Consider the following 19,424-nt stretch of genomic DNA (forward strand, 5'->3'; position numbering starts at 1 on the left):
GCGGGCCTCAGAACCCGTCGTCGGGGATGTCCAGGTGCGGGGCGTCCCCGGCGGCGAGCATGGCCGCCCACGCCTCCACGAACGGCAGTTCGTGCGCGAAGAACCAGCGAGCGGCGGCGATCTTGCCTTGAAGGTAGGTGGCTCCGCCCGCGCTCTCGTCCATACTCGCGCGCGCTACGAGCGCCTGCTCCAGCCACACCCACGCGATGACGGTGTGGCCCGCGAGGCGCAGGAAGTCCCATGCATTGGCGAGCATCGCGCCCGCCCCCTGCGCCGCGCCGCGCTTTGCCAGCGTCACGGCCACCCGGTCGGCGGTGTCCATCGCCGCGGCCAGCGCTGCGCCGAGGTCCGCGAGGCCGCCGCCCTCCGCGCGTTTCGCCGTCGCGCGCACCAGTTTCCCAAGCTCCCGCCAGTCCGCGCCATCGCGCAGGCCCAGTTTCCGGCCCAGAAGGTCGATGGCCTGGATGCCGTTCGTCCCCTCGTGGATCGGGTTCAGCCGGTTATCGCGGTAAAGCTGCTCGACGGGGAAATCGCGCGTGTAGCCCGCGCCGCCGAGGATCTGGATCGCCCAGAAGTTCGCCTCAAGCCCGTAATGCGAGGTCCAGGCCTTCATGACCGGCGTCAGGAGGTCGAGAAGGCCGGTAAGCCGGGCCCGTTCCGCCCGATCCTCCGCTGTCTTCTGCTCGTCGATCAGCCGCGCGAGCCAGAGGCCGAGTGCAAGCCCGCCCTCCGCATAGGCCTTCTGGGCGAGCAGCATCCGCCGTACATCGGCGTGCGCGATGATCGGCACGGGCGGGGCGGCAGGGTCTTTCGCGTCGACCGGGCGGCCCTGCGTGCGCTCGCGGGCGTAGTCGAGCGAGATCCGGTAGCCTGCACAGGCCTGTGCCGCCGCCGACAGTCCGACGCCGAGGCGGGCCTCGTTCATCATGTGGAACATGGCGAAGAGGCCGCGATGCTCCTCGCCCACCAGCGTGCCGATGCAGTCCGCGTCCTCGCCGAAATTCAGCAGCGTGTTGACTGTCCCGCGATAGCCCATCTTGTGGTTGAGCCCGGCGAGCGTCACGCCATTCGCCTCGCCCGGATTGCCGTCCGCGTCGAGGCGGTAGCGCGGCACGGCGAAGAGCGAGATGCCTTTCACGCCCGCGGGCGCGCCCTCGATCCGGGCAAGGACCAGATGCACGATGTTGGGCGCAAGCTCGTGCTCGCCGCCCGAGATCCACATCTTGGTGCCCTTCAGCCGGTAGGTGCCGTCGCCCGCGGGAACCGCGCGCGTGCGGATGTCGGCAAGCGAGGAGCCCGCATGCGGTTCCGACAGGCACATGGTTCCGAAGAAGCGCCCCTCGATCATCGGCTGCATGTACAGGCGCTTCTGCGCGTCCGTACCGAAGACCTTGAGCAGATTCGCCGCTGCAATGGTCAGGAAGGGATAGGCGAAGGTCGCCTGGTTCGCCGCGGAGAACAGCGTGCAGACCGCCTGCGTCACCACCCACGGCAGGGCGAGGCCGCCGTCCTCGGCGGCAAAGCTCATGCCGAAGAAGCCTGCATCGCGGAAGGCGGCGATGGCGTCGGCGGCCTCCGGCACGAGGCGCACGCGGCCGTTCCCGACGCGCGGTTCCTCCGCGTCGGCCTTCGCAAAGTGTGGCCAGAAGCGGTCCGCTGCCAGCGCGCGGGCCAGGTCCAACGTCTGGCCGATGGTTTCCCGGTCCGCGTGGGCGTAGGCTTCGCGGGAGGCGAGGTCCGCGACCCGCAGCCAGTCGTGCAGCAGGAATTCCATCTCGCGCGCGGTCGGCATCGGATCGGTCATGGCGGTTTCCCGGTCTCGTGTGCTTGCTCTTGTCGGTTGGGGAAAAGCTAGCCGGGCAGGGGGGCGCGGTCCATGGCCGTCGGAAGCGCCCCATCGCTATTGAAAACCGCTTGCAACTGATCATATGGACTGGTATTGAGAACTACAGGCAATTGCTGTTGCCCTTTCTACGCCTCACGTAACCCCGAGGAGATGACATGTTTGGCATGAAAGTCGGCGCCGCGATGATCGCGGCCACAACGTTCCTGGCCGGCGCCGCGCACCAGGCTGCGAGCGCGGCGGACGAGGTGAATGTCTACACCTACCGTCAGCCGGAGCTGATCGAGCCGATCTTCGACCGCTTCACCGCCGAAACCGGGATCAAGGTCAACGTCCTGTTCGCCAAGAAGGGCCTTCTGGAGCGCATCCAGGCGGAAGGTGCGAACAGCCCGGCCGATCTCGTGATCGCGCCCGAGGTCGGGCTGCTGATCCGCATGAAGGAAGCGGGCGTCACCCAGCCCGTGCAGTCCGGTGTGCTCGAAGATGCCATCCCCGCGAAGTTCCGCGACGGCGAGGGGCACTGGGTCGGCCTGACCAGCCGCTCGCGCGTGTTCTTCGTGGCGCCGGAGCGGGTGGAGGCAGGCGCCCTCGACACCTACGAGGATCTGGCCGATCCGCAGTGGAAGGGCCGCATCTGTATCCGTTCGGGCCAGCATCCCTACAATATCGCGCTCTTCTCCGCGATGATTGCGCGCGATGGCGTGGAGAAGACCGAGGAGTTCCTGCGCGGCCTGAAGGCCAATCTCGCGCGCAAGCCGCAAGGCGGCGACCGCGACCAGATCAAGGCTGTGGCGGCGGGCGAGTGCGACGTGGCCGTCGGCAACACCTACTACTATGGCGGCATGCTGGCGTCGGAGGATCAGCGCGCGGTGGCCGAGCAGGTGAAGCTCGTCTACCCGGCGCAGGACGCCTATGGCGCGCACATGAACGTGTCCGGCGCGGTGATGGTGAAGTCCGCTCCGAACGCCGGGGCCGCGCTCAAGCTGCTCGAGTTCATGGTCACCGACGAGGCGCAGAAGATCTACGCCGAGGCGAACTACGAATACCCGGTCAAGCCGGGCGTCGAGCAGGCCGAGATCGTCAAGGCCTGGGGCGACTTCATGGAGGACGACATCGCGCTCGACCGCATCGCGGAGTTCCAGGCGGAAGCCGTGAAGCTCGTCGACAAGGTGCAGTTCGACGAGGGTCCGTCCTCCTGATCGCGCCGCGCGCGGCGTCTGCAACGGCTTATCCACGCACATCGGCGGTCCGGCGGGTTTACACCACCTGCCGGACCGTTATGTTTGCGGGAGAGACGAGACTGGATCTCCGGGGTATGGCATGGGCGATCTGACGCGGGAAATCGAGCGGTTGTGCGACGAGAAGGGCCTCCGCATGACGGAGCAGCGCCGTGTGATCGCGCGCGTCATTGCGGAATCCGATGACCACCCGGACGTGGAGGAGCTGCACCGCCGCGCCTCCGCCATCGACCGGCGCATTTCCATCTCCACCGTCTACCGCACGGTTCGCCTGCTGGAAGAGGCCGGCATCATCGAGCGGCACGACTTCAAGGACGGCCGCTCCCGCTACGAGGAGGCGGGCGAGGATCATCACGACCACCTCATCGATTTGCAGTCGGGCGAGATCGTGGAGTTCGTGAACGAGGAGATCGAGCGGCTGCAGGAGCGAATCGCGCGGGAGCTGGGCTACCGCCTCGTCGATCACCGGCTGGAGCTTTACGCCGTTCCTCTCGACGCCAAGGACGTACCGGTCAAGAAGTAGCGGCGGGAGGCCCCGGAACGCAGTCCGGGGCCCGGCCGTTGAGTATGGGTGCCGCCGGTCGCGGCGGGCCTTCGTAACCCTCGCAATGGAGTAGACTTATGGGGTTTGCGTCTGGTTGGACGGGCATAATCGGACTGATCCTGCTGGTCCTGAACATCTGGGCCATCGTCAGCGTGATCCAGTCGCGCGTCAGCACCGGCGCCAAGGTCATGTGGATCGTGGCGATCTTGATCTTCCCGCTTCTGGGCTTCATCGCCTGGCTGATCTTCGGGCCGCGCAGCGCGCGCTGAGGCCTCTCTGCCCCGCGGTTGTGGCAGGCGGGGGTGGGCTCAGCCCTCCACCCCCTCGCGGACCGCGACCTCCGGCAGGATTTCCCACACGTCGCGGGGCCGGCACAGTTCGGTCGCGGGCGTCAGCACCGCCGCCGTGCCCGCCGCCGCGCCCAGGCGCAGCGCGTCGCGCAGGTCGCGCCCGTGCGAGAAGCGCAGCAGTGCCGCGCCCATGAAGCTGTCGCCCGCGCCGATCGTGCTCACCGGCTCTACCTTCGGCGCGGTCACGATGTATTCCGCCTCGCGCGTGAAGCCGGCGGCCCCGCCCGCGCCCAGCGAGACCATGACGATCTCCGCCTTGCCCTCGGCGACGATGCGGCGAGCGGTCTTGCGCCAGTCGTCCTCGCCGTGCAGCGCGCGGCCCGCCTCCGTCATCTCCCGCTCGTTCGTCTTGAGCAGCCAAAGCGGCGCGCCCAGCGCCCCCAGCAGCGACGGCCCGCGCGTGTCGAGCGCGAAGCGCGAGCCCTGCTCGTGCACGCAGGCCGCGACGCGGGCATAGGTGTCGGCAGGCGCGCCCGGCGGCAGGCTTCCGCTCGCCGCGACGATATCGCCATAGGCCTTCATCCGGCACAGGCGGTCGAGGAGCATGGACATCTCCATCTCCTCCACCGGCGCGCCGGGCAGCACCAGGCGGAACTGATTGCCCGTCTCCGATTCGGTGACGGAGATGTTCTGGCGCGTCGTGGCCGCGATCTCGTGCATCCGGCTCGGCACGCCCTCGTCGTCGAGCAGGCCGTGCAGCAGGCGCGCCACCGGCCCGCCGCCCGCGAACCAGGCCAGCGTCGCGCCGCCCAGCCGGTGCACGACGCGGGCGACATTTATGCCGCCGCCCCCCGGGTGGTAGACGGGGTTGCGGCAGTCGATCTTCTGATCGGGCTCCAGGCGGTCGGCCGTCAGCGCGACGTCGACCGCGGGGTTCAGCGTGAGTGTGATGATCGGCGACATGTCCGCCGTTCTAGCGTCAGTCCGCTTCTACCGCCAGTTGTTGTTCGAGCCTGGCGACACGCGATTTCACCCGCGCCATCGCGGTGGCGAGCGCGCCCTGCAGGTGTTCCACCTCGCGCAGGTCGGCTTGCAGCAGCGCCAGTTCCTCCCGCGCGACGGGGGCGGCGGGCCCTTCGCCGCGACCGGTCAGCAGCCATGTCGGGCTGACCCCCAGCATGCCTGCGAGCATCGAGAGCCGGTTCGCGCGGGGCTCCGACCGCCCGGCCTCCCAGTCGTGCAGTGTGCGGGTGCGCACGCCGAGGCGGCGGGCAAGCTGGGCGGGGGTGAGGCCTGCGGCCCCGCGCGCGGCGGCGAGCCGCCGTCCGGCGCTTTCCTCCGCGGGATCGGCGCCGTCGAAAATCGTGGTCGTCTCGGTCATGGTCTCAGCATCCCCCGGGCCGGTCGGTGAGATCAAGCCTACAGCCTGCCCGGCCTGCCCCGCGGCCCGGAACCGACCCGGCGGCGGGCTGATGCGACCCGCCCACGGTCGAGGGGCAAAAAAAGAGGCCGGCCCCCCAAAGGGACCGGCCAGTCTGGAAGGAAGCGGTGTGGGGGCGGACGCGACCGCGCGCCCGGTCCCCCGAAACGTTCGCCGGGATCAGCTCCCCGGCAGGATCACGGTGTCGATCACGTGGATCACGCCGTTCGACGCCATGATGTCGGCGCTGACGACGTTCGCGCCGTCGACGGTCACGCCGGTCCCGGTGCCGTTCACGGCAACCTCGGAGCCCTCGACGGTGGCGACCGAAAGCTCCTTGCCCGCGAGCGCGCTCGACGTCACCTCGCCCGGAACCACGTGATAGGTCAAAATCTGGACCAGCTTGTCCTTGTTTTCCGGCTTCAGCAGGCTTTCGACCGTGCCGGCCGGCAGCTTGGCGAACGCCTCGTCCGTCGGCGCGAAGACCGTGAACGGACCGTCGCCCTTCAGCGTGTCGACGAGGCCCGCGGCCTGCACGGCGGCGACGAGCGTGGTGAACGAGCCCGCGCCTACGGCGGTGTCGACGATGTCCTTCTTCATGGCGGCGACCTGCATGGTCTCCGGCTTGGCGGCGGACCCGGCCATGGCGGGAACGGCGGTCGCAGCCGACATCAGGACGGCGAGCGAAACGGCAAGCGTGCGGATCATGGATATTCTCCCTCTGGGGTCTGTTGGACGTACCTCTCCTGTTGCCGCGCAAACCATGTCTGGCGGCCGCAGGCGATTGTTTTCGTTAAGTTTTGCGTAGTCTTACGGGGCCCGTCCCCGGGTGGATCACACACGCGCCTGCAAAAAAGCGCGCATGGCCTGCGACAGAAGTGCACATGGCCGCATGGACGTGCGCGCCCTGCGCCTGTAGACCTTGGCCAAACGGGAGACGGGCCGCCCCGTGGCGGGCGGCGGACAAGAAGAGGAAGCGCGACCATGCGGGGATGGCTGATCGAGAAATCCGACGCCGGACAGACCAACACGCTGACCGAGATCGACGAGGCGGGCCTGCCCGAAGCCGACGTGACGGTCGAGGTCGCCTATTCGACCATCAACTACAAGGATGGCCTGGCCTTCACCGGCAAGGCCCCGGTCATCCGCAAGTGGCCGATGGTGCCCGGCATCGACGGTGCGGGCACGGTGATCGAGAGCCGCCACAAGGATTTCAAGCCGGGCGACGAGGTGATCCTGAACGGGTGGGGTGTGGGCGAGACGCACTGGGGCTGCCTTGCCGAGAAGGCGCGGCTCAACGGCGACTGGCTGATCCGCAAGCCCACGGGCTTCAGCGCCTACCAGACCATGGCGATCGGCACGGCGGGCTACACGGCGATGCTCTGCGTCATGGCGCTGGAGGAGCGCGGCGTGACGCCCGAGAAGGGCCCCGTCCTCGTCACTGGGTCGGGTGGCGGCGTCGGCGGCACGGCCATCGCGCTGCTCTCGAAACTCGGCTACGAGGTGATCGCCTCCACCGGCCGCGCCGACCAGGAGAGCTATTTCAAGTCGCTGGGCGCGAGCGCCATCCTCGACCGGGCGGAGCTGGAGGGCGACCCCCGGCCGCTCGCGAAGGAGCGGTGGGCAGGCGCGGTCGACAGCGTCGGCTCGAAAACGCTCGTCAACGCGCTCTCGCAGACGAAGTACGGCGGTACGGTCGCGGCCTGCGGGCTGGCGGCGGGCATGGACCTTCCGGGGTCGGTCGCGCCCTTCATCCTGCGCGGCGTGACGCTCGCGGGCATCGACAGCGTGATGGCGCCCCTTTCGCGCCGCCGCATGGCGTGGGAGCGGCTCGACCGCGATCTGGAGCGCGACAAGCTCGAACTTCTTACCTCCGTCGAGGTGCCGCTCGCCAAGGCGGAGGAGATGGGCCAGGCGATCATCGCCGGGAAGATCCGAGGCCGCGTCGTGGTCAACGTCCGCGTCTGACCCGGTACCCGCGAGGGTGGGGCAGGGGCGGCTCAGTCCCCGAACCGGCCCCCGCGGCCCTTGCCGTGTGCAAAGGCGGTCGCGCCCGCGACCGTCTCGCCGGAGGCGAGCACCGCGCGCCCGCGCGCAAGCTCGTTCTTCCACGCCTCCTCCCAGCCGAGCGCCCATTGCTCATGGGCCGACAGCCGGTCGCTGCGCAGGCAGGTCTGCGGGAACATGGCGAGCGACTTGGCGAGATTGACCGCCTCCGCCAGCGCCTGCCCGCGCTCGACCAGCCGGTTGGCGAGGCCGAAGGACAGCGCCTCCTCCCCCGACACCGGCCGTCCCGTCAGGATCATGTCCATCGCCCGGCTCATCCCGATCAGGCGCGGCAGCCGCACCGTGCCGAGGTCGATCAGCGGCACCCCGAAGCGGCGGCAATAGACGCCGAACACCGCGTCGCGCGCCGCGACCCGCATGTCGCACCAGAGCGCAAGCTCCAGCCCGCCCGCGACGGCAAACCCCTCGATCGCGCCGATCACCGGCTTGCTCAGCAGCATGCGCGATGGGCCCATGGGCGCGGGCCCATCCTCCTCGACCCGGTTGAGCGCGCCCTCCGACACCTTCTTCAGGTCCGCGCCCGCGCAGAACACCCCGCCCGCGCCGGTGAACACGGCGGCGGTCAGCGTCTCGTCCTCCTCGAAGCGCGTGAAGGCGGCGACCAGCGCCTCCGCCGTGTCCCGGTCGACGGCGTTGCGCCGGTCCGGGCGGTCGATGGTCACGATGGCGATGGTCTCGTCGGTCTCGTAGCGGACGGTCATGGCGCGCCCTCATCCCTCCCTGTTGGTCTTGGAGAGAGACTAGCCGACCTCCGCCCGCGTCAGGCAAGCCCTTCCGCAGCCGCCGCGTTCCCGTGCACCGCACCCGGCACCGGCGCGAGCGCGGCGAGCCATTGCCGCGCGCAGGCCTCCCACGAGAACGTCTCCGCATGTGCCCGCGCGCGCCCCCCCGGGATCGACAGTGCGCCCAGCGCCGCCATCCGCAGATCCTCGTCGAGTACGCCCGCCCCGGACGTGCCGACCACGTCGAGCGGCCCCGCCACCGGATAGGCCGCGACCGGCAGGCCGCAGGCCATGGCCTCCAGCATCACCAGGCCGAAGGTGTCCGTCCGGCTCGGGAACACGAAGACGTCGCCCGCGGCATAGTGCCGGGCCAGCGCCTCGCCGAACTGCATGCCCGCGAAGTGCACGCCCGGATAGGTCCGCTCCAGCCGCGCGCGCGCCGGCCCGTCGCCGACGATCAGCTTGCTTCCAGGCAGATCGAGCCGCAGGAACGCCTCGATGTTCTTCTCCACCGCCACCCGGCCAACATAGACGAACACCGGCCCCGGCAGGTCGAGCGCGGGGTCGAGCCCCGGCCGGTACAGCCCGGTATCCACGCCGCGCGTCCAGGCGGCGGCGTTCTTCAGGCCCATCGCCTCAAGCTCCTGCCTCACCGTCGGCGTCGCGGCCAGTACCGCCGCCGAGGGGGCGTGGAACCAGCGCATCGCCGCCTGCCCCCAGGAGACGGGCACCGGCGCCCGCGCGCTCACATATTCCGGGAACTTGGTGTGATAGCTCGTGGTGAAGGGCAGGCCGAGCTTCAGGCAGAGCCGCCGCGCCGCGAGCCCCAGCGGCCCCTCGGTCGCGATGTGGATCGCGTCGGGCGCGAAATCGTCGAACGCGCGCCGGACCCCACGGCCCGGAAAGACCGCGAGCCGGATCTCCGGATAGGTCGGGCACGGGACGGTGCGGAAACCGTCGGGCGCGACCACACGAACCTCGTGGCCCATAGCCCTGACCTCTGCCGTGACCCGCTGCCAGGTGCGTACGACGCCATTGACCTGCGGCGCCCATGCATCGGTGACGAGCAGGATGCGCATGTGCCGTCAGGCGGCCGCGCGCGGGGCGGAGAGCAGCCGCGGCCCGGCGGCCTCTTCCTCCGCCCGCATCTGCGCCCAGGGAAGGATATGGAACGCGCCCGTCTCGTCCTCCACCAGCGCGGTGCAGCTTTCCACCCAGTCGCCGTCGTTCATGTAGACGATGCCGTCGACCTTGCAGATCTCCGCATGGTGGATGTGCCCGCAGATCACGCCGTCCAGGCCGCGCCGCTTCGCCTCCGTCGCCAGCGCGCGCTCGAAATCGTCGATGTACTTGACCGCTTCCTTGACCTTGAGCTTCAGCCGCGCGGACAGCGACCAGTAGCTCCAGCCCATCCGCCGCCGCACCGCGTTGACCGCCGTGTTGAGGTTCAGCGCGCCCGCATAGGCCCAGTCGCCGATGTGGGCGAGCCAGCGGGCGTGCCGCACGATCCCGTCGAAGGCGTCGCCGTGGATTACCAGGTGGCGCCGCCCGTCCGCGCCCGTGTGGACCGCGTCTAGCGCGACCTCGATCCCGCCGAAGTGCGTGCCGCAATAGTCGCGCGCGAACTCGTCGTGATTGCCGGGAATGAACACGACGCGGGTGCCCTTGCGCGCCTTGCGCAGGATCTTCTGCACCACGTCATTGTGCGCCTGCGGCCAGTACCACCAGCGTTTCAGCCGCCAGCCGTCCACGATGTCGCCGACGAGGTAGATCGTGTCCGCGTCGTTCCACTTCAGGAAGTCGAGCAGCAGCTCGGCATTGCACCCCTTGGTGCCGAGGTGGATGTCGGACAGGAAGATGGTGCGGTGATGCTGATGACGGATCGGTGTCCGCATGACGCCCCTCCCGAGACCTTGGTCCCTGCTCTGGCCGGATCGGCCTGCATGGGGAAGGGGAGTAGGACGATTCCGTCACGGCTGTGTGACAGCCGCGCCGCAGCGCCTCCGGGGCGAGGGCTTCAGGGCCGGGGACCGCCGCTCAGGTAGGGGCTCGCGGGCCACGGGCCGTCCCAGGTCTCCCAGGCGAGCGTCTCGCGCGCCGCGTCGCAGTCGCGCGCGATTTGCGCCTTGAGCGCGTCGAGGCCGTCGAACTTCCGCTCGGCCCGGACGAAGTCCACCATGGCGACCCGCAGGTGACGGCCATAGAGGTCGGGCGCGCGGTCGAAGATGTGCACCTCCAGCAAGGGTTCGGCGTCCGCCCCCTCGACCGTCGGGCGCACGCCGAGGTTGGCGACGCCCGGGTGCCAGAGGCCGTCCTCGCCCTCGATCTCGACGCGGACCGCATAGACGCCATACGCCGGGCGCAGCATGTCGCGCAGCTTCAGGTTCGCGGTCGGAAAGCCGATGGTGCGGCCGAGCCTGCGCCCGCCCAGAACCTTGCCCCCGATCTCCCAGTAGCGGCCGAGCAGAAGCGCGGCCCGCGTCACCTTGCCCTCGCCCAGGTATTGCCGGACGAGCGTGGAGGAGAAGGGCTCTCCCAGGTCGCTCGTCACCGGGTCCAGCACCTCGACCGCGAAGCCCAGGCGCTCCGCCGCTGCCTCCAGGTGCGCCGGGTCGCCGCCGCGGCCCTTGCCGTAGTGGAAGTCCGGGCCGACCACGACGCCCTTCACCCCCATGTTGCGGGCGAGCACCGTCTCGGCGAAATCGTCCGCCGACAGGCTTGCGAAGGTGCGGTTGAAGGCCTGCGCATAGAGCACGTCGGCGCCCATCGCCGCGAGCAGCCGCGCCTTCGTCCTCAGCGAGGTCAGGCGAAAGGGCGGCAGGTCCGGCCTGAAGACCCGGCGCGGGTGCGGCTCGAACGTCAGCAGGCCGAACGGTGCGCCGCGCCGCTGCGCCATCTCGCGCGCCCGTGCCAGCACCGCCTGGTGGCCGCGGTGGATGCCGTCGAAATTGCCGATGGCGACGACCGCGCCGCGGGCGTCCTCGCGCAGGCTCTGGTGGTGGCGTTGGATCAGCATGGCATCCGCCTATATCCCGCCTTGGCCGCCGGATCGAGAGGCAGGGAGGCAGATCATGGCAGACACGCGGCAAGAACGTGCGATTCCGTCGCGCCGGCAGGTGCTGGCGGGTCTCGGGGGGCTGGCGCTGGCGGGACTGACCGGCCCTGCGCGCGCAGATGCGCTCGCCGCCGCGAAGGCGGGCGGGCACGTCATCCTCATGCGCCACGCGATCGCGCCCGGCACGGGCGACCCCGGGACCTTCGACGTGAACGACCGCACGACCCAGCGCATCCTGTCGGAGGAGGGGCGCGCCCAGGCCCGGCGCACGGGCCGCGCCTTGCGCGCGGCGGGCGTGCCCGTCGACCGCGTGCTGACCAGCCAATGGTGGCGGTGCGAGGAAACGGCGCTGCTGCTCGACATGGGGACGGTGGAGCCCTTTCCCGAGGCGCTCAATTCCTTCTTCCGCCGTCCGGGGGAGCGGGATGCGCGCGTCGCCGCGCTGACCGGCTTCATCCGCGGCTGGCGAGGGGCTGGCAATGCGCTCTGCGTCACGCACCAGGTCAACATCACCGGCACCACGGGCGTTTTCCCCGCGTCGGGCGAGCTTGTCGTCGTCGCGCCGCAAGGGGTGGCCGTGGCGGGGCGCCTCGGACCATACTGACCTTCGAGACACGCGCGAGAGGGAGACACGCATGACGGTGCGCCGGGGCTTCTATCCGGAGATTTCGCCCAACCGGTCGGGAATGCTGAAGGTCTCCGACCTGCACACGATCTATTGGGAGGAATCGGGCAATCCGAACGGCAAGCCCGTGGTCTTCGTCCATGGCGGGCCGGGCGGGGGGACGAGCCCCGTCAACCGCCGCCTGTTCGATCCCGCCGCCTACCGCATCGTGCTGTTCGACCAGCGCGGCTGCGGGCGTTCCACCCCGCATGCGGAACTGCGCGGGAACACCACCTGGGACCTCGTCGCCGACATGGAGCGGCTGCGCGAGATGCTGGGGATCGAGCGCTGGCAGGTCTTCGGCGGTTCCTGGGGCTCCACGCTGGCGCTCGCCTATGCCGAAACCCATCCCGAGCGGGTGAGCGAGCTTGTGCTGCGCGGAATCTTCCTGCTCCGCCGCGCCGAGATCCAGTGGTTCTACCAGGACGGCACGCGCTGGCTTTATCCCGATCTCTTCGAAGATTACGTCAAGCCCATTCCGGAGGTGGAGCGGGGCGATCTCGTCGCTGCATTCTACCGCCGCCTGACCGATCCGGACCCGGCGGTGCAGCTGGAGGCCGCGCGCGCCTGGAGCATGTGGGAGGGCGCGACCCTCTCGCTGCTGCCTGACGAGGGGCGCATGGCACGCTTCGGCGCGGACCGCTATGCCATCGCGTTTGCCCGGATCGAGTGCCACTATTTCGTCCACGGCGGCTGGTTCCGGACCGAGACGCAATTGCTCGACGACGCCTATCGCCTCAAGGACATTCCGGGCGTGATCGTGCACGGCCGCTACGACGTCGTGACGCCCGCGCGCAACGCCTGGGACCTGCACCGCGCCTGGCCGGAGGCCGATCTGCGCATCGTCCCGGACGCGGGCCACGCCTTCAACGAGCCCGGCATCCTGCACGAACTGATCACGGCAACGGATACCTTCCGCGATCGGTAAAAGTTCTCGTTACATCAGGTGTTTGCGCAGAAATCCCGAGACGCGGTCTCAATGGGTTGCGTTGTGCGTCACGTCGTAATGGTCGCCGTGGAAGGCCCCGAACGCGCGCGCGACCGCCGGGTGCGGCACGGGATCGCCGGAGGTGTCGGGCAGCAGGTTCTGCTCCGACACATAGGCCGTGTAGTGCGTCTCCGCGTTCACCGCGTAGAGGTGATAGAACGGCTGGTCCTTGCTCGGGCGCATGTGCTCCGGAATGGCCTGCCACCATTCCTCGGTGTTCGCAAACACCGGGTCGACGTCGAAGATCACGCCCCGGAACGGATGGATCCGGTGCCTGACGACCTGACCGATCCTGAACTTGGCAACGCGCATGCTGCTGCTCCGCCATCCCACTGCCACTTGCGGGTCTGGCGCCCGCGTTCAGCCAAGGAAACTAGGCGGGACGGCGCCATCCTGCAATGCACCATTGGCGCGCGCGCCCTCCGGCCAGCAGGAGACGAGCGCCCAGAGCACCAGCATCAACGCCACGGATGGCCAGAGGAATCGCATCTGCCGCTTCTCCCGCCTGTCGGGTCTTTTGTATCGGGCTCCCAGCAATTAGGCTCTGCCGCGCCCGATGACCAGTCTCAAGGCACATGCATCCATGGAACTGACGCTTCCCCCGGTATTCAGCCTCGAACTCCTGCCCGAGGGGCGCGATCCCCTCGCGGTCGCTGCTGCCGCGGCCCGTGCGGGCGTCGCGGACGGCCACGTGATCGCCGCGGAGGTGCCGGACCGGCTCTCCTTCGCCGTCATGCTCGCGCCGGAGGACACGCTCGCCCGCACGCTCCAGGTGGGGCCGGTCGCGATGGTGGCGATGGCGGATGCCCTGGGCTCGCTGCTTCCGGCTGCGATCCCGGTGCTCTTCCGCTGGCCCGACGTGATCGAGGTGAACTCGGGCGAGGTAGGGCGCATGCGCATCGCCGCCGATACCCAGCATCCCGCCCGCCCCGAATGGCTCGCCCTCGGCTTCGAGATTGACGTGCTGTCGCCGCCCGACATGGAGTTCGGGCACGAGCGCAAGCGGACCACCCTGTTCGAGGAGGGCGCGGTCGACGTGACTCCGCCCGTCGTGCTGGAGGCGTTCTGCCGCTATTTCGCGGTCTGGGTCGCGCGCTGGCAGGATGGGGGCTTCGGCTCCGTCCGGGCCGTCTGGAACGGCCGCTGCGTGGAGGAGGCCGACCGTCTCGATGCGAAGGGCCGCACGGCGGACGGGCGGATGGCGCGCGACCGCCTCGTCACCGCCTTTCCCGGCTGACCTGCCGGAGGCGCGCCCCATGCGTCTTTCCGTTCGCCCCGCCGCGGACTAGGTTTGTCGCCATGACGACGACACCGCGCTATCTGCCGCGCACGATCCGGCTCGATACCTCCGACCTGCACGCCTTCCCGTCGGCGGCGGAGGAGGGGGAGTGGGCGGTTTCCGGCGCCTTTGCCTTCGCCGACGCGGACCCGGAGGAGATCGTGGGCGCCTGGGCGCAGGCCTTCCGCAACGGCCTCCTCGGGACGGAGAGCTTCGGCTGGTCGACTTTTGCCGCCGTCGCCCTCATCGATCCGCTGGAGGCCGAGCAGGTCGTAACCCGTCTCGCCCGCCATTTCGTCGAGGTCTACGGTGCGCCTACGCTCGCCCAGGCGCTGCCCGTCGCGCGCGAGGAGGTGGCGTTCGCCGCGAGCCTGTGCGACGGCCACCCCGCGGGCACGCTCATCACGGTCGAGCGGTCCATGGACGACACCGGCGTGCGGGAGCATTTCCGCACCGTGAAGGACAGCCGCGGCGAGATGCACGCTGCGATCTGGGAGATATCCCCCGACATCGACCTCGACAAGGAGGATACCGGGACATGAGCGGACATGCGCTCTGGGCCTCGTCCGGCCGCCACCTCCTGGAGCACGGCGCGGGCGAACTGGTCATCACTGACGATTTCCTCCGCGCCTATCTGCGCCGCCCGGAACTCGTGCCGCCGGAGGAGGCCTGCATGATCGAGCGCGGCCTCTACGCCGCCCTTCTGGACGCGCCCTCCGCACCCGTCGACGATGGCCGCGTTGGCGCGATGGACGACCCGGACGCAGTGGAAAACTGGCGCGTTTTCCTGCGTTTCCGCGATATTCTTCTGAAGGCGGGCACGGTCGAGGGGGCCTATCGCACGCTCTTCGCCGGCTCCATGCCGATGATCCCGCCGATGTTCGTCGACCAGCTCGTCCACGCCATCGTGCACGACATGCTGGCGGAAGCGGACGACCCCATGCTGCCGCGCTCGGGCGAGCTTCTGTTCCGCACGCAGAAGATCTCGGTCGTCGACGCAGGCATCATGTGCGCGGACGAGGAGATCGTGGAGATGCACGCCCGCACCGGCGGCTTCGGCGGGCTGGGCGAGTTACTGCGCGAGGCGCAGACGCCCGTGCGCACGGTCACGCTCGACGTGCTCAACCCCGAAAGCGCGGAGATCTACTGGGCGCGCGCGAACCGCTTCGACACGGTCCTCGATCTCTCCTTCGCGCGGCCGGGCCAGGATGCGTTCGCCCGCGTGCTGGAGGGGTGGGTCGCGCGCATGGCCGGTCTCGACGTCTCGATCCAGCCGGTGCAGTCGATCCGGGACGAGCGCTGGCGCTGGCACATCGGCCTCGACGCGACCGCGACCGCGATCCTCAACGACCTCTACGAGGGGCGCGAGGTTGAGGAGGCGCGGCTCTCCCGCCTGCTCGCGCTCTTCCGCATGGAGGTGCGCGACGATTCGATGCTGGCGGCCGACGTGCGCGGGCGGCCCATCTATCTCGGGCTTGCGATGGACAGGCAGAACGTGCTCCGCATGAAGCCGCAGAACCTGATCGTGAACCTGCCGCTCGCGCGGGCGGCCTGACCCGGACTTGAGAACGAGGGAGCTTTTCCGATGAACGACGAAGCCTTGAACATGAGCGTGCGCAAGTTCCTGAAGAAGGTCGGCGTGACCTCGCAGGCGAAGATCGAGGAGGCGGTGCGCGCGGCCTCCGGCGAGGGGCCGTTCGAGGCGACGATGACGCTGGAAATTCCCGCGCTCGGCCTCAAGCACACGATCGACGGTTCGATCGAGACGAAATGAAGGAGCGGAGGCGATGACGCAGCCTTCCGGCATCGACGGCTGGCGCGGCAAGGCGGCGGCGTTCGCCGTGCTGCTCGCGGCCGTCGGCGGCATCGTCTACATCAACCGCGAGGTCCTTTTTCCGGGCCTCGTGGAGGTTCCGGTCTCGCCCCAGGACGCGGCCTTCGCCGCCTGCTTGGAGGCCCGCACCGCGCAGATCGACCAGCTTGTCGCCGACGGCATGATGGACGCCGCGCGCGCCGCCAATGCGAAGGAGCGTCTGGCCCCCGTCTGCCAGGCGCAGGTGGACGCGGCGAACTGAGGCGGCCCGGCCACACGTTCATTGCCTGGAAACCCTGTCTGCGCTAGTCTCGCCGGCATGACGACGTTCTGGACCCCGGCGCGGCGAATTACGGGCCCGGCTTCCTCTGGGAGCCGGGAAGCAACCCGTTTCGCCAACACACTGCCGGGAGAAGACCGTCATGACCGCGCGCACCGCGACTGAAGTTTCCACTTCAACCCTTTATTGTTTCGAACTTTCCTTCGATGCCGTTCCGGGCTCTCTGGAGCGCGTGCTGGGGGAGTTCTCCAAGCGCGACATGGTGCCCGTGCGCCTCGGCACGCGCCCTGTCGCGCTCGAGGGCCCGGGCGATTGCGCCCTGGGGCTCGAGGTCTGGGTGGACACCCGCGACGCCCACACCGCCGACGTGATCGCCGCGAAGCTTCAGGTGATGCCGCACATGCGCACCGTGACGCTGGCCCGCGTGGCGGGCAGCGTACAGGCGGCGGCCTGAGCGGTCAGGTCTCCCCCCCGCCGCCCTTCTTCGCCGCCTCGTCGCGTTCGCGCAGATCGTCTTCGGTCGTGCGCACGCGCGGGCGCGCGCCCGCCGCATAGGGATCGACGGCGGTTTCCATCTGCGCGATCACCCGGCAGTCGTCGCACATCTGCATGATGCGGATGCGCGCCTCGTCCTGGAACATCGGGTGCTTGCCCGCGAGCAGGGAGACGATGCGCTCCACCGAGGACTTCACGCCGAAGTCCTTGCCGCAGCGGACGCAGGCGAAGGGCTCCTCCTCCTTGAGGATGCGCGGCTCGGCGGCCTCCGCCAGGAAGGAGAGGCGCGGGGTGAGCGAGATCACCTTCTCCGGGCACGTCGCCTCGCAGAGGCCGCACTGGATGCACAACTCCTCCGTGAAGCGCAGCTGCGGCCGGTCCGGATTGTCGGTGATCGCCGCGGTCGGGCACGCGCCGACGCAGGAGAGGCAGAGCGTGCAGCCCTCCACGTCCACCTCGATCGTGCCGAAGGGCGCGCCCTCGGGCAGCGCCACCATGTCCGGCGTTTCCGGCGCATGGGTGCGCAGATGGCGCAAGGCGAGGCGCTGCAGCCCCCGCCGGTCGCCGCGCGGCAAATGCTTCGCTGGCGTCGCGACGCCTTTGCCCGTGGCTGACCACAGCGCGGCCTCCACTGCCTCCGGGTCGGTTTCGATCAGCATGTGCACCGGGGCGTCGAGGCCCATCGCGCCCCGCACCGCCTCCGCGATCTCTGCCTGCAGTGAAAGTCCCGCCGTCTCGTCGGCGTGCTTGGGGTCCGGCAGCAGCGTGATCCCGGCCGCGCCGTAGGACAGCGCCGAGACCAGCACGTCGAGGCCGATCTGGGTAACCTCGTTCACTTCCACCGGCAGGACATGGGCCGGGAGCCCGCGCCCGAAGCGAGCGATCATCGCCACCATCTCCGCCCCGTGGCGGCCGTCGTGGAACAGGAGGTGCGGCGTCTTTCCGCCTGCTTTCGCATAGGTGTCGAGCAGTATCCTCACCTGGTCTATGAGGTCGGAGGGGCGCGGCACGGCATAGGTCGCGGCGCCGGTGGGGCAGACCGAATTGCAGGCCCCGCAGCCGCCGCAGATCGCCGGGTCGATCGCCACGGTGTCGCCCGCGGGCGCGATGGCGGCGGCCGGGCAGACGTCCAGGCAGCGCGTGCAGCCCGTCTTGCCGCTGCGCGAATGGGCGCAGATGTCGCCCTGGTAGCGGACATAGAGCGGTTTCTCGAAGCTGCCGGTGAGCGCGCTCGCGTCAAACAGCGCGCGCGCCACCGCGCCCGGGTCGCGGGGATCGGCGCGCAGGTAGCCGTCGCGCCGTTCGTGCCCGCTCACCAGTGGCGCACCCCCCGTCATGTCGAGCACGACGTCGAAGTCGAGGGTCGTCTGCGCCGGTCCCACGTCGAACGCCAGCGCCTCCCGGCTGGAGACGCGCATGGGCGCGAGGTTGCGCACGTCCGCCGTGAAGGCGCCGAGGTGCCCGCGCACGCCCGTCACCTTGCCCCTGAAGATCGCGACGCGGCTGCGGACCGGCGGGACGAGGCCCTCGGCCTCGGTCAGGATAAGCGAGACGGCCATGCTTGCCGACAGCCGCTCGGCGGCGTCGAGTGCGGCCTGACCCGCGCCGTGGACGAGGATCTGCCCCTCGCTCTCCAGCGTTATCGTGCCCGCGGGCTCGGCGCCGGCGGCGGCCTGCGCCATGGCGATCAGGGCGGCGATCTTCGGCCCGGAATTCGCTGCGTCCTCGCCCCAGCCTGCGGCCTCGCGGATGTTGAAGAAGGCAAGCTCGGCGGACGTTTCCAGTTCCTCCGCCACCTCGGCGAACAGCGGCGCTTCCTGCGTGCAGGCGACGCAGACGCGCCCACCCGCGGCGGCCGCTTGCTCGAACACGTCGAGCTCGGTCCGGCAGAGCTGCCGGTGGATGCCGGTTCCCTCCGCGCCCAGCGTGCGCGCCAGCATCTCCCCGTCGATCTGCATCGTCCGTTCGCAATTGCAGACGAGTATCGTGTCGTTGCCGCGCTTCATGCTGATCCTTGCGTCCCTGTCGTGATTCCTGCCGGTCTGATGCCCCCAGGAACGGGTAATGTGTCCTTGTGCCGCCGGTCCGGCAAGACGCACGCACGCGCAAGCGCCTGTGCCGCACTGCAGCATTTCCGTTTCCCTCTTGCCGCGGGGCGCGCGCTCGCTACCGTCTGGTGCCATGAGCCGTGTCCTGACCATTCCTCTCGGCGTCATCGTCGAGCGCCGCCCCGCGAAGAACCCGTGGGCCGACCATGTGCTGCGCGCGATCGCGGTGACGGAGGATCCGCCGCCGGACCTCGCGCCCTGGACGCTTCTCGTGCGAGAGGGCGAGGTGGAGCGCTACCACGCCGGAACCGCGCAGATCGAACTGCATCGCAAGGAGACTGAGGCCTATCTGGAGAACTTTCTCGACGACCGGCCGCAGATCTTCGTCGTCCTGCGCCGCGACGACGAGGACGACGCATCGCCCTTCGGCTTCCACCTGTTCTGCGTCAGCGCCTCGCCGTTCTATGCGCAGAACCTGATGGATTCGGGCGAGGACATCGTGGACCCCGTGCCGATGCCCGCCGCGGTCGCCCAGCGCGTGCGCGCCTTCGTCGACTTCCACCACGTCGAGGAGCCGTTCGCCAAGCGCAAGCGCCGCAAGGCCGCGGAGCCGGACGAAGTCTTCGCCCGCCCGCCGGGCTGGTCGCCTGCGGGCGGCGATCCCTGGGAGAACTGAGC

General features: G+C 69.6%; 24 protein-coding genes. 13 read left to right on the forward strand and 11 right to left on the reverse strand.

The window, feature by feature from the left end; all coding sequences use genetic code 11:
- Positions 1–7 precede the first annotated feature (7 nt).
- A complete protein-coding gene (locus NJQ99_RS03100) occupies positions 8–1,804 on the reverse strand; it encodes an acyl-CoA dehydrogenase (RefSeq protein WP_269331334.1) in 1,797 nt (598 codons plus the stop codon).
- A gap of 197 nt (positions 1,805–2,001) precedes the next feature.
- Between NJQ99_RS03100 and NJQ99_RS03105 the strand changes: the two genes are divergently transcribed.
- The 3 genes from NJQ99_RS03105 to NJQ99_RS03115 all read left to right on the forward strand — a co-directional run bounded on the left by NJQ99_RS03105 (position 2,002) and on the right by NJQ99_RS03115 (position 3,894).
- A complete protein-coding gene (locus NJQ99_RS03105; protein ID WP_331283243.1) occupies positions 2,002–3,042 on the forward strand; it encodes a Fe(3+) ABC transporter substrate-binding protein in 1,041 nt (346 codons plus the stop codon).
- Between the two features lie 121 nt (positions 3,043–3,163).
- Complete coding sequence (locus tag NJQ99_RS03110; protein ID WP_269331335.1) at positions 3,164–3,604, forward strand: Fur family transcriptional regulator; 441 nt, start codon at positions 3,164–3,166, stop codon at positions 3,602–3,604.
- Between the two features lie 98 nt (positions 3,605–3,702).
- On the forward strand, positions 3,703–3,894 hold the full coding sequence (locus NJQ99_RS03115) for a PLDc N-terminal domain-containing protein (protein ID WP_269331336.1): 192 nt from the start codon (positions 3,703–3,705) through the stop codon (positions 3,892–3,894).
- Positions 3,895–3,933: 39 nt separating this feature from the next.
- Here NJQ99_RS03115 and NJQ99_RS03120 read toward each other — a convergent pair whose 3' ends face one another.
- From NJQ99_RS03120 to NJQ99_RS03130, 3 genes are all read right to left on the reverse strand, one after another.
- Complete coding sequence (locus NJQ99_RS03120) at positions 3,934–4,878, reverse strand: 1-phosphofructokinase family hexose kinase (protein ID WP_269331337.1); 945 nt, start codon at positions 4,876–4,878, stop codon at positions 3,934–3,936.
- Positions 4,879–4,894: 16 nt separating this feature from the next.
- On the reverse strand, positions 4,895–5,296 hold the full coding sequence (locus NJQ99_RS03125) for a helix-turn-helix domain-containing protein (RefSeq protein ID WP_269331338.1): 402 nt from the start codon (positions 5,294–5,296) through the stop codon (positions 4,895–4,897).
- A 219-nt stretch (positions 5,297–5,515) separates the two neighbouring features.
- Entirely contained in the window at positions 5,516–6,043 is a 528-nt protein-coding gene (locus NJQ99_RS03130; protein WP_331283244.1) for a fasciclin domain-containing protein, read from the reverse strand.
- 276 nt (positions 6,044–6,319) lie between these two features.
- Between NJQ99_RS03130 and acuI the strand changes: the two genes are divergently transcribed.
- Positions 6,320–7,303 carry an acrylyl-CoA reductase (NADPH) gene (acuI, locus tag NJQ99_RS03135; protein ID WP_269331339.1) on the forward strand — a complete coding sequence of 328 codons (984 nt, stop codon included), beginning with the start codon at positions 6,320–6,322 and terminating at the stop codon, positions 7,301–7,303.
- A 32-nt stretch (positions 7,304–7,335) separates the two neighbouring features.
- On the opposite strand, the gene NJQ99_RS03140 is transcribed toward acuI, so the two are convergent.
- The 4 genes from NJQ99_RS03140 to NJQ99_RS03155 all read right to left on the reverse strand — a co-directional run bounded on the left by NJQ99_RS03140 (position 7,336) and on the right by NJQ99_RS03155 (position 11,140).
- Positions 7,336–8,103, reverse strand: a complete 768-nt coding sequence (locus NJQ99_RS03140; RefSeq protein WP_269331340.1) for a crotonase/enoyl-CoA hydratase family protein — start codon at positions 8,101–8,103, stop codon at positions 7,336–7,338.
- A gap of 59 nt (positions 8,104–8,162) precedes the next feature.
- On the reverse strand, positions 8,163–9,203 hold the full coding sequence (locus NJQ99_RS03145) for a glycosyltransferase family 4 protein (protein ID WP_269331341.1): 1,041 nt from the start codon (positions 9,201–9,203) through the stop codon (positions 8,163–8,165).
- 6 nt (positions 9,204–9,209) lie between these two features.
- On the reverse strand, positions 9,210–10,019 hold the full coding sequence (locus NJQ99_RS03150; RefSeq protein WP_269331342.1) for a UDP-2,3-diacylglucosamine diphosphatase: 810 nt from the start codon (positions 10,017–10,019) through the stop codon (positions 9,210–9,212).
- A 122-nt stretch (positions 10,020–10,141) separates the two neighbouring features.
- Positions 10,142–11,140: a bifunctional riboflavin kinase/FAD synthetase gene (locus NJQ99_RS03155; RefSeq protein ID WP_269331343.1), complete on the reverse strand. Its 999-nt coding sequence runs from the start codon at positions 11,138–11,140 to the stop codon at positions 10,142–10,144.
- Between the two features lie 55 nt (positions 11,141–11,195).
- Between NJQ99_RS03155 and NJQ99_RS03160 the strand changes: the two genes are divergently transcribed.
- Complete coding sequence (locus NJQ99_RS03160) at positions 11,196–11,783, forward strand: histidine phosphatase family protein (RefSeq protein ID WP_269331344.1); 588 nt, start codon at positions 11,196–11,198, stop codon at positions 11,781–11,783.
- A 31-nt stretch (positions 11,784–11,814) separates the two neighbouring features.
- Positions 11,815–12,771 (forward strand): prolyl aminopeptidase, encoded by a 957-nt coding sequence (gene pip / locus NJQ99_RS03165; RefSeq protein ID WP_269331345.1) that lies wholly within the window; start codon positions 11,815–11,817, stop codon positions 12,769–12,771.
- Between the two features lie 48 nt (positions 12,772–12,819).
- Here pip and hspQ read toward each other — a convergent pair whose 3' ends face one another.
- Together hspQ and NJQ99_RS03175 are read right to left on the reverse strand one after the other, a co-directional pair.
- A complete protein-coding gene (gene hspQ, locus NJQ99_RS03170) occupies positions 12,820–13,143 on the reverse strand; it encodes a heat shock protein HspQ (protein ID WP_269331346.1) in 324 nt (107 codons plus the stop codon).
- Positions 13,144–13,191: 48 nt separating this feature from the next.
- Positions 13,192–13,320, reverse strand: coding sequence for a hypothetical protein (locus tag NJQ99_RS03175; protein ID WP_269331347.1), 129 nt, complete (start codon positions 13,318–13,320; stop codon positions 13,192–13,194).
- 94 nt (positions 13,321–13,414) lie between these two features.
- Between NJQ99_RS03175 and NJQ99_RS03180 the strand changes: the two genes are divergently transcribed.
- The 6 genes from NJQ99_RS03180 (at position 13,415) to NJQ99_RS03205 (ending at position 16,657) form a co-directional block, all read left to right on the forward strand.
- Positions 13,415–14,068: a biotin/lipoate--protein ligase family protein gene (locus NJQ99_RS03180; protein ID WP_269331348.1), complete on the forward strand. Its 654-nt coding sequence runs from the start codon at positions 13,415–13,417 to the stop codon at positions 14,066–14,068.
- A 62-nt stretch (positions 14,069–14,130) separates the two neighbouring features.
- On the forward strand, positions 14,131–14,652 hold the full coding sequence (locus NJQ99_RS03185; RefSeq protein ID WP_269331349.1) for a DUF6505 family protein: 522 nt from the start codon (positions 14,131–14,133) through the stop codon (positions 14,650–14,652).
- Positions 14,649–15,665 carry a DUF6352 family protein gene (locus NJQ99_RS03190; RefSeq protein WP_269331350.1) on the forward strand — a complete coding sequence of 339 codons (1,017 nt, stop codon included), beginning with the start codon at positions 14,649–14,651 and terminating at the stop codon, positions 15,663–15,665. Before NJQ99_RS03185 ends, NJQ99_RS03190 begins: the two co-directional genes overlap by 4 nt.
- 30 nt (positions 15,666–15,695) lie before the next feature.
- Positions 15,696–15,884 (forward strand): DUF6494 family protein, encoded by a 189-nt coding sequence (locus tag NJQ99_RS03195; RefSeq protein ID WP_269331351.1) that lies wholly within the window; start codon positions 15,696–15,698, stop codon positions 15,882–15,884.
- Between the two features lie 13 nt (positions 15,885–15,897).
- Positions 15,898–16,185 carry a hypothetical protein gene (locus tag NJQ99_RS03200; protein ID WP_269331352.1) on the forward strand — a complete coding sequence of 96 codons (288 nt, stop codon included), beginning with the start codon at positions 15,898–15,900 and terminating at the stop codon, positions 16,183–16,185.
- Between the two features lie 160 nt (positions 16,186–16,345).
- Positions 16,346–16,657, forward strand: coding sequence for a hypothetical protein (locus tag NJQ99_RS03205; RefSeq protein WP_269331353.1), 312 nt, complete (start codon positions 16,346–16,348; stop codon positions 16,655–16,657).
- A gap of 4 nt (positions 16,658–16,661) precedes the next feature.
- Here the strand turns inward: NJQ99_RS03205 and NJQ99_RS03210 are convergent, their stop codons facing one another.
- Positions 16,662–18,704, reverse strand: coding sequence for a 4Fe-4S binding protein (locus tag NJQ99_RS03210; protein WP_269331354.1), 2,043 nt, complete (start codon positions 18,702–18,704; stop codon positions 16,662–16,664).
- Positions 18,705–18,879: 175 nt separating this feature from the next.
- Here NJQ99_RS03210 and NJQ99_RS03215 point away from each other — a divergent pair, with 175 nt between their 5' ends.
- The gene (locus NJQ99_RS03215) at positions 18,880–19,422 is read left to right on the forward strand and encodes a DUF3305 domain-containing protein (protein WP_269331355.1); all 543 of its coding nucleotides are present in this window, start codon (positions 18,880–18,882) and stop codon (positions 19,420–19,422) included.
- Positions 19,423–19,424 lie beyond the last annotated feature (2 nt).

Origin of the sequence: Futiania mangrovi, from assembly GCF_024158125.1 — a bacterium.
GTDB classification, from domain to species: domain Bacteria; phylum Pseudomonadota; class Alphaproteobacteria; order Futianiales; family Futianiaceae; genus Futiania; species Futiania mangrovi.

Excerpts from the sequence above, each read along its gene's own strand:
- NJQ99_RS03100 (WP_269331334.1), bottom strand. The coding sequence starts at position 1,804 with ATGACCGATCCGATGCCGACCGCGCGCGAGATGGAATTCCTGCTGCAC.
- NJQ99_RS03105 (WP_331283243.1), top strand. The coding sequence starts at position 2,002 with ATGTTTGGCATGAAAGTCGGCGCCGCGATGATCGCGGCCACAACGTTC.
- NJQ99_RS03110 (WP_269331335.1), top strand. The coding sequence starts at position 3,164 with ATGGGCGATCTGACGCGGGAAATCGAGCGGTTGTGCGACGAGAAGGGC.
- NJQ99_RS03115 (WP_269331336.1), top strand. The coding sequence starts at position 3,703 with ATGGGGTTTGCGTCTGGTTGGACGGGCATAATCGGACTGATCCTGCTG.
- NJQ99_RS03120 (WP_269331337.1), bottom strand. The coding sequence starts at position 4,878 with ATGTCGCCGATCATCACACTCACGCTGAACCCCGCGGTCGACGTCGCG.
- NJQ99_RS03125 (WP_269331338.1), bottom strand. The coding sequence starts at position 5,296 with ATGACCGAGACGACCACGATTTTCGACGGCGCCGATCCCGCGGAGGAA.
- NJQ99_RS03130 (WP_331283244.1), bottom strand. The coding sequence starts at position 6,043 with ATGATCCGCACGCTTGCCGTTTCGCTCGCCGTCCTGATGTCGGCTGCG.
- acuI (WP_269331339.1), top strand. The coding sequence starts at position 6,320 with ATGCGGGGATGGCTGATCGAGAAATCCGACGCCGGACAGACCAACACG.
- NJQ99_RS03140 (WP_269331340.1), bottom strand. The coding sequence starts at position 8,103 with ATGACCGTCCGCTACGAGACCGACGAGACCATCGCCATCGTGACCATC.
- NJQ99_RS03145 (WP_269331341.1), bottom strand. The coding sequence starts at position 9,203 with ATGCGCATCCTGCTCGTCACCGATGCATGGGCGCCGCAGGTCAATGGC.
- NJQ99_RS03150 (WP_269331342.1), bottom strand. The coding sequence starts at position 10,019 with ATGCGGACACCGATCCGTCATCAGCATCACCGCACCATCTTCCTGTCC.
- NJQ99_RS03155 (WP_269331343.1), bottom strand. The coding sequence starts at position 11,140 with ATGCTGATCCAACGCCACCACCAGAGCCTGCGCGAGGACGCCCGCGGC.
- NJQ99_RS03160 (WP_269331344.1), top strand. The coding sequence starts at position 11,196 with ATGGCAGACACGCGGCAAGAACGTGCGATTCCGTCGCGCCGGCAGGTG.
- pip (WP_269331345.1), top strand. The coding sequence starts at position 11,815 with ATGACGGTGCGCCGGGGCTTCTATCCGGAGATTTCGCCCAACCGGTCG.
- hspQ (WP_269331346.1), bottom strand. The coding sequence starts at position 13,143 with ATGCGCGTTGCCAAGTTCAGGATCGGTCAGGTCGTCAGGCACCGGATC.
- NJQ99_RS03175 (WP_269331347.1), bottom strand. The coding sequence starts at position 13,320 with ATGCGATTCCTCTGGCCATCCGTGGCGTTGATGCTGGTGCTCTGGGCG.
- NJQ99_RS03180 (WP_269331348.1), top strand. The coding sequence starts at position 13,415 with ATGGAACTGACGCTTCCCCCGGTATTCAGCCTCGAACTCCTGCCCGAG.
- NJQ99_RS03185 (WP_269331349.1), top strand. The coding sequence starts at position 14,131 with ATGACGACGACACCGCGCTATCTGCCGCGCACGATCCGGCTCGATACC.
- NJQ99_RS03190 (WP_269331350.1), top strand. The coding sequence starts at position 14,649 with ATGAGCGGACATGCGCTCTGGGCCTCGTCCGGCCGCCACCTCCTGGAG.
- NJQ99_RS03195 (WP_269331351.1), top strand. The coding sequence starts at position 15,696 with ATGAACGACGAAGCCTTGAACATGAGCGTGCGCAAGTTCCTGAAGAAG.
- NJQ99_RS03200 (WP_269331352.1), top strand. The coding sequence starts at position 15,898 with ATGACGCAGCCTTCCGGCATCGACGGCTGGCGCGGCAAGGCGGCGGCG.
- NJQ99_RS03205 (WP_269331353.1), top strand. The coding sequence starts at position 16,346 with ATGACCGCGCGCACCGCGACTGAAGTTTCCACTTCAACCCTTTATTGT.
- NJQ99_RS03210 (WP_269331354.1), bottom strand. The coding sequence starts at position 18,704 with ATGAAGCGCGGCAACGACACGATACTCGTCTGCAATTGCGAACGGACG.
- NJQ99_RS03215 (WP_269331355.1), top strand. The coding sequence starts at position 18,880 with ATGAGCCGTGTCCTGACCATTCCTCTCGGCGTCATCGTCGAGCGCCGC.